The 18,790-nt window shown below is 34.3% G+C and carries 17 protein-coding genes and 1 pseudogene; 8 read left to right on the top strand and 10 right to left on the bottom strand.

The window, feature by feature from the left end:
* The first annotated feature begins 78 nt into the window (after positions 1–78).
* Genes OOK84_RS06130 through OOK84_RS06115 form a run of 4 tightly spaced genes read left to right on the top strand, consistent with a single transcriptional unit; the run spans position 79 to position 3,512 of the window.
* A complete protein-coding gene (locus OOK84_RS06130; protein ID WP_264731622.1) occupies positions 79–1,062 on the top strand; it encodes an NAD(P)H-dependent glycerol-3-phosphate dehydrogenase in 984 nt (327 codons plus the stop codon).
* A 19-nt stretch (positions 1,063–1,081) separates the two neighbouring features.
* Positions 1,082–1,564: a phosphatidylglycerophosphatase A family protein gene (locus tag OOK84_RS06125; protein WP_264731620.1), complete on the top strand. Its 483-nt coding sequence runs from the start codon at positions 1,082–1,084 to the stop codon at positions 1,562–1,564.
* The gene (locus OOK84_RS06120; protein WP_253309312.1) at positions 1,554–2,333 is read left to right on the top strand and encodes a GNAT family N-acetyltransferase; all 780 of its coding nucleotides are present in this window, start codon (positions 1,554–1,556) and stop codon (positions 2,331–2,333) included. Before OOK84_RS06125 ends, OOK84_RS06120 begins: the two co-directional genes overlap by 11 nt.
* 42 nt (positions 2,334–2,375) lie before the next feature.
* The gene (locus OOK84_RS06115; protein ID WP_264731617.1) at positions 2,376–3,512 is read left to right on the top strand and encodes a hypothetical protein; all 1,137 of its coding nucleotides are present in this window, start codon (positions 2,376–2,378) and stop codon (positions 3,510–3,512) included.
* Between the two features lie 3 nt (positions 3,513–3,515).
* On the opposite strand, the gene OOK84_RS06110 is transcribed toward OOK84_RS06115, so the two are convergent.
* The 6 genes from OOK84_RS06110 to OOK84_RS06085 all read right to left on the bottom strand — a co-directional run bounded on the left by OOK84_RS06110 (position 3,516) and on the right by OOK84_RS06085 (position 8,724).
* The gene (locus tag OOK84_RS06110; protein WP_253309311.1) at positions 3,516–4,304 is read right to left on the bottom strand and encodes a succinate dehydrogenase iron-sulfur subunit; all 789 of its coding nucleotides are present in this window, start codon (positions 4,302–4,304) and stop codon (positions 3,516–3,518) included.
* A gap of 86 nt (positions 4,305–4,390) precedes the next feature.
* Complete coding sequence (ybeY, locus tag OOK84_RS06105) at positions 4,391–4,843, bottom strand: rRNA maturation RNase YbeY (protein ID WP_264731615.1); 453 nt, start codon at positions 4,841–4,843, stop codon at positions 4,391–4,393.
* On the bottom strand, positions 4,837–5,235 hold the full coding sequence (locus OOK84_RS06100) for an EVE domain-containing protein (protein WP_264731614.1): 399 nt from the start codon (positions 5,233–5,235) through the stop codon (positions 4,837–4,839). Before OOK84_RS06100 ends, ybeY begins: the two co-directional genes overlap by 7 nt.
* Entirely contained in the window at positions 5,235–6,431 is a 1,197-nt protein-coding gene (ftsZ, locus tag OOK84_RS06095) for a cell division protein FtsZ (RefSeq protein ID WP_264731612.1), read from the bottom strand. The genes OOK84_RS06100 and ftsZ overlap by 1 nt, the downstream gene beginning before the upstream one ends.
* Before the next feature lie 247 nt (positions 6,432–6,678).
* A complete protein-coding gene (locus OOK84_RS06090) occupies positions 6,679–7,131 on the bottom strand; it encodes a hypothetical protein (RefSeq protein WP_264731610.1) in 453 nt (150 codons plus the stop codon).
* A gap of 84 nt (positions 7,132–7,215) precedes the next feature.
* On the bottom strand, positions 7,216–8,724 hold the full coding sequence (locus tag OOK84_RS06085) for a YifB family Mg chelatase-like AAA ATPase (protein ID WP_264731608.1): 1,509 nt from the start codon (positions 8,722–8,724) through the stop codon (positions 7,216–7,218).
* 125 nt (positions 8,725–8,849) lie between these two features.
* On the opposite strand from OOK84_RS06085, the gene OOK84_RS06080 reads away from it, so the two are divergent.
* The 4 genes from OOK84_RS06080 (at position 8,850) to OOK84_RS06065 (ending at position 15,147) form a co-directional block, all read left to right on the top strand.
* Positions 8,850–9,689 (top strand): polysaccharide deacetylase family protein, encoded by an 840-nt coding sequence (locus OOK84_RS06080; RefSeq protein ID WP_319803083.1) that lies wholly within the window; start codon positions 8,850–8,852, stop codon positions 9,687–9,689.
* Positions 9,644–11,200 (top strand): penicillin-binding transpeptidase domain-containing protein, encoded by a 1,557-nt coding sequence (locus OOK84_RS06075; RefSeq protein ID WP_264731604.1) that lies wholly within the window; start codon positions 9,644–9,646, stop codon positions 11,198–11,200. The genes OOK84_RS06080 and OOK84_RS06075 overlap by 46 nt, the downstream gene beginning before the upstream one ends.
* A gap of 753 nt (positions 11,201–11,953) precedes the next feature.
* Entirely contained in the window at positions 11,954–13,327 is a 1,374-nt protein-coding gene (locus tag OOK84_RS06070; RefSeq protein ID WP_264731602.1) for an ankyrin repeat domain-containing protein, read from the top strand.
* Between the two features lie 305 nt (positions 13,328–13,632).
* A complete protein-coding gene (locus OOK84_RS06065) occupies positions 13,633–15,147 on the top strand; it encodes a type II secretion system protein GspD (protein WP_264731600.1) in 1,515 nt (504 codons plus the stop codon).
* Between the two features lie 7 nt (positions 15,148–15,154).
* Here OOK84_RS06065 and OOK84_RS06060 read toward each other — a convergent pair whose 3' ends face one another.
* The 4 genes and pseudogenes from OOK84_RS06060 to OOK84_RS06045 all read right to left on the bottom strand — a co-directional run bounded on the left by OOK84_RS06060 (position 15,155) and on the right by OOK84_RS06045 (position 18,662).
* Positions 15,155–16,090 (bottom strand): P44/Msp2 family outer membrane protein, encoded by a 936-nt coding sequence (locus OOK84_RS06060; protein ID WP_264731598.1) that lies wholly within the window; start codon positions 16,088–16,090, stop codon positions 15,155–15,157.
* 66 nt (positions 16,091–16,156) lie between these two features.
* Complete coding sequence (gene mtaB / locus OOK84_RS06055) at positions 16,157–17,392, bottom strand: tRNA (N(6)-L-threonylcarbamoyladenosine(37)-C(2))-methylthiotransferase MtaB (RefSeq protein ID WP_253309241.1); 1,236 nt, start codon at positions 17,390–17,392, stop codon at positions 16,157–16,159.
* A 206-nt stretch (positions 17,393–17,598) separates the two neighbouring features.
* Positions 17,599–17,822: pseudogene (locus OOK84_RS06050) on the bottom strand (transposase); the annotation flags it as partial.
* Between the two features lie 141 nt (positions 17,823–17,963).
* On the bottom strand, positions 17,964–18,662 hold the full coding sequence (locus tag OOK84_RS06045; protein ID WP_264731596.1) for a P44/Msp2 family outer membrane protein: 699 nt from the start codon (positions 18,660–18,662) through the stop codon (positions 17,964–17,966).
* Between the last annotated feature and the right edge of the window lie 128 nt (positions 18,663–18,790).

The following is an 18,790-nucleotide window of genomic DNA, read 5'->3' as shown; positions in this document are numbered from 1 at the left end:
TTCTATATGTCTGTGTTATATTTTTAATTTACTTATCCTACTGTTTTAAAGTATAAGTAATACTTTCAGGAATATTGTGTGGCAATATCAATTTTAGGTGCTGGTGCATGGGGTACAGCAATCGCAATTTCATTAGGTAGTAAGAAAGATGTGATTTTGTGGACTCGCAATGAAACTACATTTGAATCAATCAACGGGAAAAGAGAAAGTGACAAGCTACCCGGTTGTCGAATTTCTGATAATGTGTCAGTAAAATTGGCTATTGAAGACACAATTAATGCTTCAGTAACAATCCTCGCTGTTCCCACTCAATCTCTGAGGGAGGTATGTCAGCAATTGCATAATTGTAATCTGAAAAAAGATGTAGCAATAATTTTAGCTTGTAAGGGAATAGAAAAGTCTACATTAAAATTACCTAGTGAAATAGTAAATGAAGTTTTACCTAACAATCCTATTGCTATTTTTTCAGGCCCTAGTTTTGCTGTAGAAGTTGCAAGAAAATTACCCTATTCAATGGTTCTTGCATGCCGAAATAACATATTGGGTTCAAAGCTAGTATCAGAACTACAGCAAGAAAATGTTAAATTACGACTTAGTAGCGATGTTATAGGGATACAGGTTTGTGCAGCGTTAAAGAACGTTTTTGCTATAGCGTGTGGGATTGTTCTAGGTAGTAAACTTGGGTTTAATGCTCATGCAGCATTGATTACGAAAAGTGTAAGCGAAATTAAGGCTTTATACTCAGCAAAAGTTGGTAACGGTAATATGGATATAAATACACTACTTGGACCGGCATGTCTGGGTGACCTAATTATGACATGCACATCCTTGAATTCAAGAAACCTATCTTTTGGGTTTAAAATAGGTAATAGTGACAATGGCTTTAATGTTCAGCAGATTTTGTCAGAAGGCAAGTCAGTGATTGAAGGTTTTAGCACTGCTGAGCCCATATTTAATTTAGCAAGAAAGCTAAAGATAAAAATGCCTATATGTGAAGCGGTCTATAGATTATTGTATGAAAGCGCCTCTATAGAGGATACTATTTCTGTTCTTGTAAATTAGTTTTGTACTTTGGTGTATTGTGAAATTTTTATATAAATTGATATCAACATGGTGGCTGTCTGGCACAGTAAAAAAAATGCCAGGTACCGTAGGCAGCTTAGCTTCTTATCCAATTGTTCCTGTGATACTGAGTGACAGAATTTTAGGTGCAGCAATTATTTTTTTTTTATTTTTGATTGGACTATGGTCTATAGGCAATTATATAAAACACTACAAGACTTCATGTGATCCAAAAGAGGTAGTAATTGACGAAGTAGTTGGTCAATTGCTGACAATACTTTTAGTTTCGATATTGTTAAGCCAAGAGATGAATTGCTCTTCATTGTTGTTGTGCTTTTTTTCTTTTAGGTTTTTTGATATAATAAAAACGTGGCCTATAAATTTGATCGATAAAAATACCAAAGGTCCTTTAGGTGTTATGCTAGATGACATTATAGCTGCAATTTTAGCCTGTGTTCTTATAGGAGCCTTTTATTGTTTATTGTTGATGTATGCAGGATAAAAAAATTTATTATTCAAGCTTAATTGTTCAAAATTTAAAGGATTATATACTGTACACAGCGAATTTATCTGAGTGGGAAGTACACGATGAATTTGATAACGTTACATTTACAATAAATGGTACTAGGGAGTCATTATTTAATTTTGTGTTCTGTGGAGATCAATGTACCGAGCTTTCTATACAAAAAACTCTAGATTATCTCAGAACAAGAGATATAGAAGCAACATGGGTAATAAATTCACATATGAAAATAAGAGATATTTTAGAAAAGTGTGAAATAAAACACGTTAGCACACCAAAAAAAGCTTTACTTAATATGAAAAATTACTTTTTACCTGCTGATGTTATTCCAAATTTGAGGTTAAATGCTGTAAATGGTAGCGACCTCTTAGAACAGTTAGATTTACACACTTCTAAAATTTTTTATCATGGAGTTGGAATTGTCAGCACATTTTTTCGCGGATTATCAAATTATGATGATAAAAACTCAAGATTAAGATTTTTTCTTGTAACACTAAATAGTGAAATTATTGGGACATGCGGTCTTTATGTTCAAGACAGTGTAGCTGGTTTTTATAGTGATGGAGTTTTACCAATTTACAGGAATCGTGGAATAGGTACCCAAATGGTTTTAGAAAGAATAAAGATAGCTAAACAGCTTGAATGCAAATATATAGTAGCACATTGTATGAAACCTTCTGTAAACCTTTATAAGAGATTGGGCTTTCAGATGTTAGGCAATCTTTACTTATATAACTCTTCAGCATAATTCTGAGCGGTTACAAGTTTTTACATCTGTTTTAGAAGTGCTATGTTTTTTTTGTATGAAGTGGTTTTAATATTGATTCTAATATTATTCTTTCTCTCTTATTCTAAATTAAAAATTAGTAATAAGATTAAGAACTTACAACATCGAAATGTTATCATAAATAATTTAATTGATACTGTGAATGATGGGTTTTATATTTGGGATGCAAAAAAGCGTATAGAAAAGTTCTCTCCCAACTTACTAATTTTGCTTAATACTGTTTTTTACTCATTTAATGAGTTTGTGAATTTTTTTGAGCAATCAGACAGTTTAATTAAAAATTTTGCTGAGGCAAAGGAAATAAATAAATCTTTTACTCTAGATTTAAAGTCAAAAGACAGTGAGGTTTATTGCATATGTTATGGTAGAAGCATAATAGATGATTCTAACAATGTGATTGGTGTGCTGTTATGGATAAGGAATGTCTCAGACTGTAAAATAAAAGCTCACGGACTTGAGCTAGAAAATAGTAAGCTTACACAAGAAGTGGAGAGCTATAAAAATGTTTTCAACTCTTTACCATTTCCAATACTAAAATATAACAAGAATAGAAAGGTAGAATTTTATAATTTGTTTTATGATAAATATGTAGATGGCTCTAAGAAATTTGCTATTACCAGTAGCGCTCATAGCACAAAACCAGGAAGGCATGTCGTAACTTACAAGAACGAACCTAAGGTTTTCGATTTTGTTAAAATTCCAATACAAGGTTCTGGTAGCATAGTAATGTATGGGAAAGATGTTAGTGATGCAGAGAAATTATATACTGAATTAAACAGTTATTTAGCTACACAGAAAAATTTGCTTGAGAGGTTGCCGGTTGCTATAGTAATATATAGTAAGAATCAAAAGCTAAAATTTTATAATAATGCTTTCATAAAAACCTTTCAATTTGACCCAAAATTTTTGGCATCTTACCCAACTTATCATGAAGTTATGCTTTACCTCTTCGAATCTAAAAAGCTTTTAGAAAAAGAGGATTTTCAAACTATTAGTAACCAAAGACATGAGTTATTCAAAAAATTATTTGCATCGTATGATGATACGATGCATTTCACGAATGGAAAAGCATTCAGGGTATTAACAATACCCTACGCTTCGGAAGGTTTGCTGTTCTCTTACGAAGAATGCAAAAGATGATACTTAAACTCCTTCTTTCTCTACCATGAGCTGTTTTACTTTCGCTATTGCTCTTGCTGGATTAAGTCCTTTAGGACAAGTTTTTGTGCAATTCATTATTGTATGACAACGATACAACTTGAATGGGTCGTTTAAAACATCAAGTCTTTCACCTGTCTTATTATCACGGCTGTCAGCAATCCATCTGTAGGCTTGTAATAGTATTGCTGGTCCTAAAAATTTATCACTATTCCACCAGTAGCTTGGGCAACCAGTCGAACAGCAAGCACATAATATACAGTCGGACAAGCCATCTAATTTTTTTCTATCTTCAGGAGATTGAGAGTATTCTTTATTTGGTAGGGCAGGCTTATCTGCTTGTAACCAAGGTTTAATTGATTTGTATTGCTCATAAAATTGGCTCAAGTCCGAGACTAGGTCCTTTATCACATACATGTGAGGTAATGGATATATTTTTACATCACCTTTTATATCGTGTATAGATCTAGTACATGCAAGAGTATTGGTTCCGTCAATATTCATGGCACAAGATCCACATATGCCTTCTCTACAAGAACGTCTGAAAGTTAAAGTCGAATCTATTTCATCCTTTATTTTTATTAATGCATCAAGTACCATAGGGCCACAACTATCCATATCAATAAAAAATGTGTCTATTCTAGGGTTTTTCTCGTCATCAGCAGACCAACGGTAAATTTGAAATCTTCTGATGTTTTTTGCTCTAGCAGGAATAGGATAAATTTTGCCCTTTTGATTAATTTTAGAATTCTTTGGCAAAGAAAACTGAACCATATCACTTACCTTTTATTGTTTATAGCTAAAACCCTTTGTAGATAACATATTTTATTATCATCTACTATATTTTTATTAAATTCCTTTTAAATCGCGCACATATTGTAGCCAAGCGAAGCTAAAATTTCTCTTTCTAGATTTTTCATTATAATTTCTTCATCTTTTTTTTGGTGATCATGACCAAGTAAATGCAGTAATCCATGCACTAACATGTGTGCAATGTGAGCAAGAATAGGTATACAATACTCATGCGATTCTCTTTTTATTGTGTCTATTGAAATTGCTATGTCTCCTAAATCGCACTCATTAGACAATTGTTCACACGGAAATGATAGTACGTTAGTTGGCTTATCCATTTCTCTAAATTTTAAATTAAGTTGATGTAGCAAGTCATCATCAGCCAGAGCTATTGATATATTTGGTTTATAGTGGTCTATTTTTAATTCTTTTAGAGAAGCATTGATGACACCTAATACAAAATTTTTAGGATTTTCTATAACGCTGCACCATTTCTTGTCAAGAATATTTACTTCTAACATTCACTCATCCTTATTACTTCATTCCATTCAATTTCCGAAACTGGGGCAATTGATAAACGTGGTTGTTTTAATATAGACATATTTTTCAAAAGTGGGTTTTGTTTTATATTATTTAACGTTACTTGGTTATTTAAAGGTTTCAAAAACTTTACATTCACTAATCCGAACTTGGGATAATTAATATGATAATACTCTTTAAATACTTCAACGATTCCAAGTATTGCTTTCTCTTTACCTGTATGATAAAAAAACGCAAGATCGCTTACTTTCATAATTTTCATGTAATTTTGAGCTTGATAATTGCGCACGCCATCCCACTCAACTACCTGCTCCTTTTCCATTTTTTGCCATGAATATTCACTTGGCTCTGACTTGAGTAGCCAAAGTTGCATTATTTTTTTCTTCTTAAATAAGCCGGTATATCATAAACATTGCTGCCCCATTTAGCTCCTTCGCTTACCTGTTCAGTTGGTTTTGTTTCCAGTGTTTTGTCTTGCGTACTTTCACTGTGACTATAGGGCCACTTAAATTTCTCTTTCTCTGAGTCTTCGCTCTGACTTATAGGTGAAGTTTCTGACTTATTATTGCGACCATCAATGCCAGTTGCAAGAACAGAAACTCTAACTCTTCCCTCCATCGCTTGATCAAAAGTAGCACCAAATATTATATTTGCATTTTCATCTACTTCTTCACGCACTCTATTGGTTGCAGCATCAACTTCAAACAGAGTCATATCTCCGCCACCAGTAATGTTAATTAATATTCCTTGCGCACCTTTCATTGATACATTGTCAAGCAATGGATTGGATATTGCAGCTTCCGCAGCACTAATTGCTCTATCTTCTCCTTCTGCCTCTCCGGTGCCGATCATCGCTTTGCCCATCTCGCTCATTACTGTTTCTATATCAGCGAAGTCAAGATTAATAAGCCCTGGCATGACCATCAAGTCAGTTACTCCTCTGATGCCAATATGCAGAACATTATCAGCAAGTTTAAATGCATCAGAAAATGTAGTTTTTTCATTTGCAATTCTAAATAAATTCTGATTTGGAATGACAATAAGTGTATCCACGTATTTTTGCAGTTCTTCAAGTCCAAGCTCTGCAATGCGCATGCGGCGCACACCTTCAAAACCGAACGGTTTAGTTACAACTCCAACAGTCAATATCTTTTTTTCTTTTGGCGCTCTATCCTTAACTGCAGCTCTTGCTTCTCTGGCTGCTTTTGCAATTACCGGTGCTGCACCGGTTCCAGTACCACCGCCCATTCCTGCTGTGATGAAAAGCATATGACTATCTTTTATATGCTCCATAATTTCATCGATTGATTCTTCTGCTGCACCTTTCCCAACATCAGGCAAAGCACCAGCACCAAGACCCTTAGTTAAATTAATGCCAAGCTGAATTTTTTTATCACATAACGACTTTTCTAGTGCTTGAGCGTCGGTATTTGCGACAACAAAATTCACTCCTTGCAAATTAGATTGGATCATGTTATTCACAGCATTTCCACCAGCACCACCCACTCCCACAACGGTAATCCTTGGGTGTAATATAGGTAACTCCGGCAGACTAAGATCAATAGACATTTAAATTACTCAAATTTAGCGAATTCACTTGATAGTAAGTTACCGCTTTTTTAATAATATGCAAATACTTTTCACTTCTATAGGCGTAAACAGTAAACGGGATTTACTTATTCTTAATATTTATACTAATAAGTGCTATTTTATAATTACTAGATTTTTGGATGATATTACTTCAAAAAAAAATAGAAAATAGAAAATGTTTACAAAAAGGGACAGAAACCTATCACTTTTTGTTTTGTTGAAGTTATTATATAGTTTTTCCTTTTCCTTCACGTGCTTCAACCACAACATCTTTTAATTTTGAGGCAACTTGATATGTTCCATAAAGAACAGCAGCTGCAGCAATTGCCATTATGGCACCTGCAACTATCTGACCAGCAACACCTGTTCCGATAAATCCAGGTAATGAAGCAGCTATTGCTTGATTTGTCCCAACAAAGTAGCTGGCAGTCTTAGCAAGAAACCCAGAAGCTTCTGCTGCACTAACAAAGCCTGCTTTCATATGCATTGCTGTAAAGACAACACTTGCAACTGCAAGCGGAAATAATGCTGTTCTTAACTTATTATTCTTAATATACTGACCAAGCCCACCAGCAGCACCTGTAACTCCCCAGTGTTTATTATCAGGGTTTTTATATCCCTCTAAAATAGCGCGAAAAACACTATCTTCTTGTTCGTAATTATATTTTGTTAATGCCATAACTCTACTCCTTAAATAGAATGTTAAAATTTCATTAAGGGCAGTATATAATGAAACAAATTGTCTGTCAAGTAAACTAATTTTTTAATATATCCTTATTCTGTAATTCAGCGCTTCAGCAATGTGTGCTCTTTTTACTTCTTCACTTTTTGCAAGATCTGCAATGGTTCTTGCAACTTTTAATACGCGTGTGTAGCCTCGATTGGAAATGTAATTTTCTTTCAGTACGTATTTTAGCAATTCTAACCCTGCCTGATCTGGTTCAGTAAATTTATTAAATGCTTCACCGCTTACTTCTGCGTTACAACGAACATTCAATTTACTATAACGCTCAGTTTGAACTTTTCTTGCTGCTATCACTCTTTCTCTTATGATTTTAGTACTTTCTCCCTCCACAGAGATTTCAGGAGAGAGTATGCTAACGTTTGGCATTTCAATGCATATGTCTATTCTATCAAGCAATGGTCCTGATATTTTGTTTTTATAATCTGTGCCACACTTTGGAGCTTTGTTGCACGATCTACTTGCATCCCCCAAGTAACCACATCTGCAGGGGTTCATCGCAGCAATCAGTTGAAAATTTGCAGGGTAGGTTATGTGAGCATTTGCCCTTGCAACGGTAACTTTTCTATCTTCAAGTGGTTGGCGCAGAGAATCAAGCACAAGTCTTGGAAATTCAGGTAGCTCATCAAGGAATAACACGCCATTGTGAGCCATAGTGATTTCTCCAGGTTTTGCATTCTTTCCTCCCCCTATCATTGCTGGCATAGAGCATGAATGATGAGGTTCACGAAAGGGACGAGTTACTTTGAATATTTCATTACCAGTTTTTGTTATGCTGGAAATAATATTAACATCAATCATCTCCTGTTCGGTCAAATCAGGCAGCAATCCTATAAAGCGCTTAGCAAGCATTGATTTTCCAGTACCAGGAGGGCCAACAAGAAGCATATTATGCCCACCTGCTGCTGCAATTTCAGCTGCTCTTTTTGCAACAACTTGGCCTTTGATATCCTTCATATCGGGAACCAATCTTTTTTCTTTGGGTGCATCACTATAATTAAAAATTACTGGCTGAATTAATTGCTCACCCTTAAAGTGTCTGATAATATCAGTTAATTTCTCTATAGCTAGAATTGAAACATTCTTTACCCATGAAGCCTCTACTCCATTTCCCCTTGGGCAAATTACTCCTTTATTTGCCTTTTTTGCATTAATTGCTGTTGGCAGCACTCCTGAAACTGGAATAACTCTGCCATCAAGAGCCAGTTCACCCATGATTATATAAGACTGAACTTTTTCAACTGGTATCACATTCATTACAACAAGTAGTCCAATAGCAATAGCCAAGTCATAATGACTACCTTCTTTCAGCAAATCCGCAGGGGAGAGATTAACTGTAATTCTTTTTGGAGGTAGTAGTAGATTGATTGAATTTAACGCTGCTCTGATGCGCTCTTTGGATTCCGCAACAGTTTTATCCGGCAATCCAACAATATTAAAAGCTGGAATACCATTTGCCATATGAATTTGTGCATTGACATTTACTGTGCTAATTCCCTGAAGCGCAACGGTATTTATATTTGCAATCATAATATATTATATAAAATTGTTAATATAATATATTAAAGAAGTGATGAAGTAAAGGCTACAGCAATTAAAGATGGCTTAACTTAGCAAAAAAGTGCATAGTATCCTATCACTTTGCTGATTATAAAATGTTTATAAGGATAATAACTTTTCTTTTGCTATACTCAAGCACGGCTTTCTGTGGTGATTGTAATTTTAATTTACCATACTGTGGGCTCAGTTGTAATCTGGATCTATCATATAGAAATTTAAGTAATATAAAAAAATTGTTGAATAACGACGATAAGTTTGTTGCGCTTACGTTTGATGATGGGCCTTCCAACAATAGAGTAAACGATATTATTAATGTTCTGGAAAGCTATGAAGCAAAAGCAACGTTTTTTGTGCTTGGTGAACGTATAAATAAAAAAACATATGAGATAGTAAAGAAAATCCATGAAGCAGGTCATGAGTTAGGCAATCACTCTTGGTCGCATAGGAAGTTGACATCACTTTCAAGTGAGGAACAATTGCAAGAATTGGAAAAGACAAATACAGCAATTAAAAATGCAATAAAACAAGATGTAAAATGGTTTCGCCCGCCATATGGATGTCATGACAATAATCTGATTGAAAATACTAATAAATTGGATATGTATTCGATATTATGGACAGTTGATTCGCTAGATTGGCAAGGTGATAAACCAGAAGCTTTAGTTGAAAGAGTTTTAAGTAATGTACATAATGGGGCAGTTATACTGTTTCATGATCACAATAACAGATCAAACACAATTGAAGCTTTACCTCATATTATTAAAATACTAAAAAAATCGGGTTACAAGTTTGTTACCTTAAGTGAGTGGGAGGAAAGGGTTTGTAATACGGTAAAAGCCAGAAGTGTAACAATAAAAGAGGGGGAAAAAGTGCGTTTTGAAGGAATGTTATGTGGACAAAAAACAAAGTCTTTAACCGCAGAGCATTCATATTAGGTGGTATTCAGCTTACCATTTCCGCTATTTTTAGCTATAGGTTATATAATTTACAAATACGAAACAGACAAAAGTACGAAGCACTATCTAATAGTAATAGAATAAGAGTCGCTACTATTATGCCTCAGCGGGGCAAAATTTTAGATAGGAATAGCACTGAACTTGCGGTAAACAAAATTTCGTATGTTGTTCTGTTTGATGGGCAAAAAACTTCTGGTGAGGAGGTCGATTTGCAAACATTATCAGAAGTCGAGTCTAAAATAGCAAGATCGTCAGAAACAAAAGTAACTGCTCTTTATAAACGTTATTACCCGTTTGGTTCAATATGTTCTCATGTAATCGGATATACAAAAAGACAGCAAGGCATAAACGAAGTAGGAATCAGCGGTATTGAATATACATATGATCATATATTGAAAGGCAAGTCAGGAAAATCTGAGCAGGAAATAAATTCTAAAAAACGCGTCATAAAAGAATTATCAAGCATACCACAACAAGACGGACAAGATGTACAGCTAACAATTGATATTAATCTGCAAGAGAAAATCGCAAAGGTATTTAAAGATCACCAAGGCTCCGCAGTGGTAATTGATGTAAGTAACGGAGAAATTTTAGCACTATATAATTCACCTTCTTACGATAATAATCTTTTTGCAAGTAGACTATCAAATGAGACTTGGGAAAGCTTGAATGCTCCTTCATTACCACTTGTGAATCGTGCATTGTCGTATCAAATTCCACCTGGTTCAATATTTAAAGTAATAGTTGCGCTTGCGGGTTTAAAAGACGGGATAATAACACCAGAAGAGAAATTCTCGTGTAAGGGCTATATGAAAATAGGTGAGCGGAAATTTCGTTGCCTGAAAAGCAAAGTCCATGGGTATGTATCTTTAAATGAGGCAATGGCATTATCATGCAACACTTACTTTTATAACATAGGAAAAAAAATAAGTGTAGACTCTCTGGTGGAAATGGCCAGAAAATTTGGTATTGGCGGTGGGTCGCTGATTGGAACGTTTAAGGAAGAAGCTCCGGGATTGTTGCCCGATAGAGATTGGCGCGCACGAAAACTATATTCGCAGTGGTATTTAGGTGACACTATCAACTTAGTTATAGGACAAGGGTATTTGCTTACAACACCACTGCAGCTTGCAGTTCTTGCAGCGAGGATTGCAACAGGAAAAGAGGTAATTCCCCACATTGAAATGAGTAATACAGTGCAAAATTTCCCTGACATTGATGTAGATTATGAGCATTTTAGCATAATTCGAAAAGCTATGTTTGACGTGGTGAATTCTAACTATAGAAAAGGGCTAAGCGGCATACAAATTGCCGGCAAAACCGGTACACCAGAGATAAACTCTAAGGGTGAAAGTCATAAGTTATTTATCGCTTATGGTCCCTACCATAACCCGCGCTACGCAATCTCTGTGTTTATAGAACACGGCAAAGCCCCGCGCCAAGATGTTGCTATGGCTAATGAGATATTTCAATACATGCTTGAAAAGTAACTATAAATATTATGGCTATTACTTGTCGTGTATTATCTTAATATAAACATTAATTTAGTCATAAACTATTGACGAATGATGATAATCTAGTTATTATTAAATTATCATTCTACTAGCGGAAGTTACTCTCAAATGTTTGTTCATGTTAGCTATAAATATTAAGGAATTTACCAAACAAAAAAAAGGCAAAAGAAGCCCCGTGGTTATTATCCGCTTTAAAATATTGGCGTTTTTTATGTTTTAAACGCTTGACAAGCGAGATTAAGCTGCTTTTAATTGCAACTAACCTACGCTGCAAATGTTTAAGAAATTTACCAAGCAGAAAAAAAGACAAAGAATCCCCGAGTTAGCTGGTCTTTTACTATCTTTGTCGAGTATTGGCATTTTTTGATGTCTTGTAACGCTTTGTAAGCGCGTTCAGCTTATTTAGATAAAAATCTAGATGTAGATGAAGTTTTGTAAAGACATACAGTATCTATATACTGCAAAAAATTGAACATAAGACGCCGATACATTAAGTAATCCTTACCTTTTAATCTGCAGATTGGCGAAAGCAAATACAATAGCTTCACTGTCATAATAAGGGGGCTGGAGGAGTTTGTCAAGTGGTTTTTTTGTTTCATCCAACGCGCTGCCAAAAGTTTGTTATGCAAGAATGCATAGTATCCTAGCCATTTCTCACAGATTCATTTAAACTTAATCAAGTAGGAGTATTATTAACGCGAAAAGGGTTCAATTAGAGACTTAAGTGATATGGCGCGTGAGGAAGATATAAACCAATTAGTAGAAAATGGATTTGATATTAACTCAAAAGATGCAAGTGGAATCACTCTCTTGCATAAGTTCACAAAAGAAGGTGATTTAGTTGGAGTAAAATCATTGCTAGAGCACGAAGCTGATTTTAATGTCGTAGACAACGAAAATAGAAACCCACTGCATTACGCCATTATGCATGGACACAAGAAAATTGCTAAACTTTTTGTTAATCAACTGACAATCAATTCCAAGGATAAAAATGGATTCACTCCACTGCACCTTGCTGCACTACAAGATGACACGGAATTAATAGATTTTTTGATAACAAAAGGCGCAAAAATTAATGAAAAAGACGCTAAAGAGGGCTATACTCCTCTTCATATAGCTTCACTATACGGTTCTAAAAAAAGCGTCCAAATTTTAATTGATAGCGGAGCAAATCTCGAATGTGAAGATAACAATTTTCGCACTCCTTTGTTTTTAACTATCTATCAATGCACTGCACATTATGACAGCAGAGCAGAAATTATAGAATATCTGATAAAGAAAGGTGCAAATATAGAAGCCAAAGATGCAGAAAATAACACTACGCTTTTCCTAGCAGCGTATAACAACAAAATGCAAATAGTTAAACTTATTGCAAAAAGACAGCAAGCAAGTAACGATGAAATTAAACTTAAAGAGTTTTTTTGCACAAAAAACAACCATGGTTTTGATGCATTAGATTGCGCTATTGAGCATAATAATAGAAAAATGGTAACATTTCTTGTATCAAAAGGAATAGATGCAAATGATCAAGATTTTAATGGCAACGCCAGGCTGCATAAAGCTAGCCATAATGGTAACACTAAAACAGTTAAGCTCTTATTGAAGCTTAAGGTAAACATTAATGCTGTTACTAAATGTAACAGAACTCCCTTGCTACTGGCAGTTAAAAAAGGCCATACAAAAATTGTGAAAATGTTATTGGAAGTTAGAGCCAATATGAACATTTGTGAGCAACAAGGTTTTGCACCTCTACATCTTGCTGTTCAAAAGGATTATTTTGATATAGCTCAGCTTTTAACAGAAAAAGGTGCAGACCTTAACATTAAGTGTAATAACGGTCATACCGCAATAGATATATTCATTAGCAAGGCTCATAGCAAAAAAAACATCGAAGAAAATTACAAAAAATTTTGTAGATTTTTGATGCTTTACCTGAAAGAGCTACATAGTAAACACAAAGCCTGTTGTATACTTTCAACCCTAGCTCTAAGCTTAACAATTATAGGCTTACCATTTATTTTTAAGCCTATTATTAAATATAGAGAAAGAAGTAAAATATATAAAAAAACTAAGGCTATGCTGGAAAACTTACTCTACATTTAAGTACAAGAGGGGCGTACAAAAAAACATATATAGCTATACCGCCACGGCGCTAACGAGTAGCGGAATGACGAGTTACTATACCGCCGCGAACCGTCATACCGTGATTTATTCACGGTATCTCTAGATCCCGCTAACACGTAGCGGGATGACGGTTTTTCAAATCGTCGGTAAATCTAAGTCAGTTTAGCTATAGCCAGTGTAGGTCAAGCTAATATATGACAATTATCTGCTCGATGAAAACGAAATTAAATACATTTTTAATATTTTTATAGAAATCTATTAGTATAGATCTATATGCTGTTCTAATGGCTATTTTTAAATGCTTAATACTCCTCTTCATTATTTCTTGCACACACCTGCCTACTAAGCAACATCTCACTAATATAGGCAACGAAGATCATCATGATATAGGTGAGCACGATTATTCGTTGCAGCAATACAACACCTCTTTGGAGATTAATGAACCGGCAATACCAGAAATTATGCCTTTACCAATAGAGTTTCCCGATCTCACAATCAGTAATCAGCTTATTTCTATTAATGTTAGTGAAGAAGTATCAGTAAAAGATTTGCTGATTGAGATAGGAAAACTTTCTGACGTTAACTTGGATATAGACCCAAAAATATCAGGTAATATTATTTTAAAGCTAAAAGATAAGAATATAAATGAAGTAATTCAGAGTATAGCAAATAGCGCCAAATTGCGTTACTCAACAAGCAATGGTGTAATTAGAATTGAGCAGGACTTGCCATACGCGCAAAATTATTACGCAGACTTCATTAATATTCAACATTCTGCTCAAAGCAGTTTCGTCATTAGTAACAATATTACTAACAGTGATGGAAGTCACACTGATAGGGACTATAACAATGTTATGAAGTCTCAATACAGTAGTGACTTATGGAATTCATTAGAAAAAGGCTTGAATGCAATAATGGATGTTAACGGGGTGGATGATGGCGAATTCCTTTCATCCAACAGAGAAGCTGGTGTTATTATTTTGAATGCTAGAAAAGATATCCATAAAGCTGTTGAAGAATATATTAATAAGGTTAAGAAATTAGCGTCTTCTCAAGTAATGATAGAGGCAAAAATAGTTGAAGTTGTGTTAGATGACAAATATCTTTCTGGTATAAACTTAAATGACTTACGCGATGGAACTAAGTCTATAATAAATCAAGATAACTCCATTATTAACCTAGCAATGAACTTTGGTGCGAGTGATCTAGGAGATTTAGTAAAAAATTTAGACAAATTTGGCGCTTCAACTGTAATTTCAAGCCCTAGAGTACATGCTATAAATAATCAGCAAGCGATGATTTCATTTACCAAAAACCATATTTATTTTACTTCCGATATACAAAAAGATACTAGAAACTCTAATCAGACCTTAATTACCAAGATGAATAGTGTTCCAATAGGTGTTGTGCTAATAATCCACCCAAGCATTAACATTGATACTAGTGAAATATTCATGGATATACATCCAACTTTATCAAGAATTAACGGCTACATTAAAGATCCAGATATAGAGTACATCGCACAGCAGAGTAAAATGAAATTAAATAGCGACATTCCAATTGTTGAAATCAGAGAAATGAACTCTATGTTAAAAATTAAGAGCGGTGAAATTATGGTAATCGGCGGGCTTATAGAACATAGAGAAGATAAGCAAAGCTTTAAAGCTACATTACATCAGAAGTCAAAAAGGCTAGCGAATAACATTAGAAAAGTAGAAACTGTCATTTTTTTAAAAGCAACAATCGTACCAACATTTGGTTTGTTAGATAGAAAAGATAAGAATTTATGTATATATTAAATCACTACTAAAAATTAAATATCAAACCAACTTCAATATTATGAGTGGATATGTCATCTGCAACAGGTATTGGAACGCTAAAGTAACGATAGCCGAGAAAGGTTTTGACTTCTGGGATTATTGAATAGTTAATACCAAGCTTTATTTGATAAGCAAACCAAGGAACATTAAGTGGCATTGAACTTTGGGGTGATCCATTAATTCTTTTTAATCTAAAAACTGTTGGTCCTATACCAAGGCCGATGTATGGAGCAAATTGCGTATCCTGAAAGCTGGGATTATAATATAAGTTTAACAAAAACGCAAATATACTTGCTGATTTATCAAATACCAGAGGAGAATTACTATTTTCAATATTGGCTCTAGAATACATGGCTTCAAAATCAACTCGGCCATTTTCTCCAGCATAGTAACCTAAAGATATGCTGTTAACCCATTGGAAATCAATTTTACCATTAAATTCTTTTATGCTTTTAATTTCATTTGCCACTATATTTTTTATCATAAAACCATAATGACTTTCAACTAAAGTTAGTACTCTCTCCCCTATTGCCTTTATACCCTTTACAAATGTTTCTGAATTATCATGGTATACCTTACCACCGTTAGCACTAACATAAAAATCAAGTTTTTTTGATTTTTCTTTTGTAGGCTGCTCATTATCAGCTTGATCTGCAATACGTGACCACATATTTTTCTGATCAGCTACTTGGAGAATAGAAGGTTGTTCAGTAGGACTACTTTCAAGTTCTTGATATTTTAAATCATTTATTAGTATTTTTTTCTCAGTAACCTCTTCAGAATGCATTACATCTTCATTATTGTCCGTTTCTAGTTTTAAGAGTTGTACTTGCTCAATGTATGTATTACTAATATAAGTAATAAAAAAATAGACACATGGAATGAAAATCAAAAATAAAGTAATAGATATTTTAGTTATCACAAATGAACCCATAATTATCATTTATAGTATAACTACTATATCATATATTTCTTTAATGTACAAAAATTAAGAAAGAATATTTCCAATTAGATAATTATTTTCCACTCCTTTAACATTAACTTTCACAATACTCTTGGCTTGAGCTTTTGATTCAAGCTTTACTAATGCAAAATTTTCTGTTCTACCGACATTATTTTGCTCAACCAGAACACTTTGTTCAGTGCCTATCAAAGATTGATAAAAGCTACTCATCATTTCTCTATTCATTTCTCTTAAATTTTTTACTCGTTCTTTACGCACATTCTCTGGTACTTGTGGCATTCGTGCAGCAGGTGTATTCTTCCGCTCTGAATATGGAAAAGCATGTAGGTAAACTATATTTGTTTTTTTCAGTAAATCAACTGTATCCTGAAACATTTCATCAGTTTCTGTTGGAAATCCAGCAATAATATCAGCGCCAAATGCTATATTAGGCCTCAAGCTCTTCATTTTATGACAAAATTCTATTACTTGTTCTCTGTTGTGACGACGCTTCATTCTCTTTAGTATTAAATTATTACCAGATTGTAGACTCAAATGTAAATGAGGCATAAGTCTTGACTCATTAGCTATTAAATCCATTAATTCGTCGTCAACTTCAGCAACATCGATAGAGGAAAGTCTTAGCCTCTTCAACTCTGGTATATCTTTTAAAACTCTCCTAATCATTGAACCAAGTGATGGCTTGGCAAACAAATCTGTACCAAAGTCAGTAATATCAACACCTGTAAACACTACTTCTTGATATCCATTTTCTACAAAGATCCTAATTTGCTCTATAATACTGTTTATTGGCACAGATTGATTATTCCCTCTTGCCTCAGTAATTGAGCAAAATGTGCAGCTATGATTACAACCATTTTGAATTTCAATAAATGCCCTTGATTTATCTTCAAATCCATTAATTAGAACAGGTTCTGATTTGTTTACTTGGTTATCACTGACTAAGATTTTATCGTCATTTAGTAAGTAATTTTCAGCTTTTAGCTTATCTTGATTACCGAGCACTTTACTTACACCAGGAATGCTACTGTAAACTTCTGGATCCAACTGAACAGCACAACCAACTACGATAATTTCTTTACTTGGGTCGTTTTTATAGATCTTACGTATTTTTTGCTTTACTTGGCGTTCTGCTTCGTTTGTCACTGCACAGCTATGTACCACAACAACATTTTTTCTTTCTGCTTTTTTTAATGCTTCTTTGATTAACTCACTCTCGTAAAAATTTAGACGACAACCAAATGTTATCACTTCATTCATGCTAGTATTTTTTAGACCTTACAATTTAAATTATATCACACATCCAAGCAAAGTCTCTTGCATTACCATTGTTTTGGTAGATAAATGCTATGCAAGCAGCAGACACTGGGATGGCTTTGTTGCATAGCAACGTAAGTTTTTTCCAGAGTAAATAATTTTATGCGACTATTTCAAATTTAGGCATACCAATTACGTTGCAAATATCATTTTATAAACCCGACTGTTTGTCTCAAACCTATTCTGAACAGATGGGTTATTATATGTATCAAAATTACCACTTTGTTGCTGTAAATATTGTTGCCACCCTGCATTTTGGCCCAATTTCATACCAATTTTCTATGGCTTCGTTGATATCATGAAAAATATTTCCTCTTTTTTCTAAAAACTTGTTATATTCGTTTTGGTTACTGACTCTCATTTTTTGTGGCATATTTATCCTTAAATCGTCATTTTATAATGAATTTAGTCAGTAATCACTAGTTTTTCTGAACGCTATGCAACAAAGCCACCCCAGTGTCATGCTACTTGAATGACAAGAAAAAACCCACTGGGATAACAAGATTGAGATAGACTAGAAATTAAACGCTACTCCAGCTTCTGCACCAACAGTGCTGTAAAGAACTTTGAGTTCCCCTTTGCCGTCTTTGTCAGTTTTATCAAAGTTAGCACCATAAGAACCGAAATAGCGAGCTCCAGCGTAAAGTTTGACTTCTGGAGTTACATCGTAACTAACACCAGCTCTTGCTTGACCAGCAAAAGCAAATTTACCATTTTGACTACTCACAGCAGTTGCCAAAGGTGTGCTAATATACGCTGCACCAACACCAACACCAACATATGGAGTGATAGGCATATCTTCAATCGCTACATCGTAATAAACGTTAACTAATCCTGAAATTGCTGTTAATCTTTCTGCAACTGCCCCTGGGACAGCAGTTCCAGTTACGTTAGTATCTTTATTTAGCCATGAATAAATCCCTTCAACATCAACTCTGATATCGTCCATTTTGTAACCAAATGCACCACCACCGGCTATAAAAGAAGCGTTGTACAAATGAGTAGTGTCGGCTGTATCTCCAGTTTTCTTTTTAAGACCTGTAACACCATCAATTTTTGTGAAAAGAGGTAAAATTTCACCGTTGTATTGCAAACGAACGTAGTAGCTAGTTTCTTCATCACTTATTGGACCAACAGGATCTGAAAAAGCAGAGTTTGATAAACTTAGCAACGTTGCTAAAGCGGCTGCTGAAAAAAACTTTTTATAATGCATAATTGTCCTCGTAAAAAAATTAAAATTCCACTTTAGCAGTCTAAGTAACAACTAAAGTTAAGTCAAGTGCTAACTTAATAACACAAAATATTCTACATTTTAACTAATTTTTGGGAAAAGACAAAGAT

This window comes from Wolbachia endosymbiont (group A) of Sphaerophoria taeniata (assembly GCF_947250735.1).
GTDB lineage: Bacteria > Pseudomonadota > Alphaproteobacteria > Rickettsiales > Anaplasmataceae > Wolbachia.
Note: the sequence above shows the minus strand (reverse complement) of the source record. Positions and strands in the feature narration are given on the sequence as shown.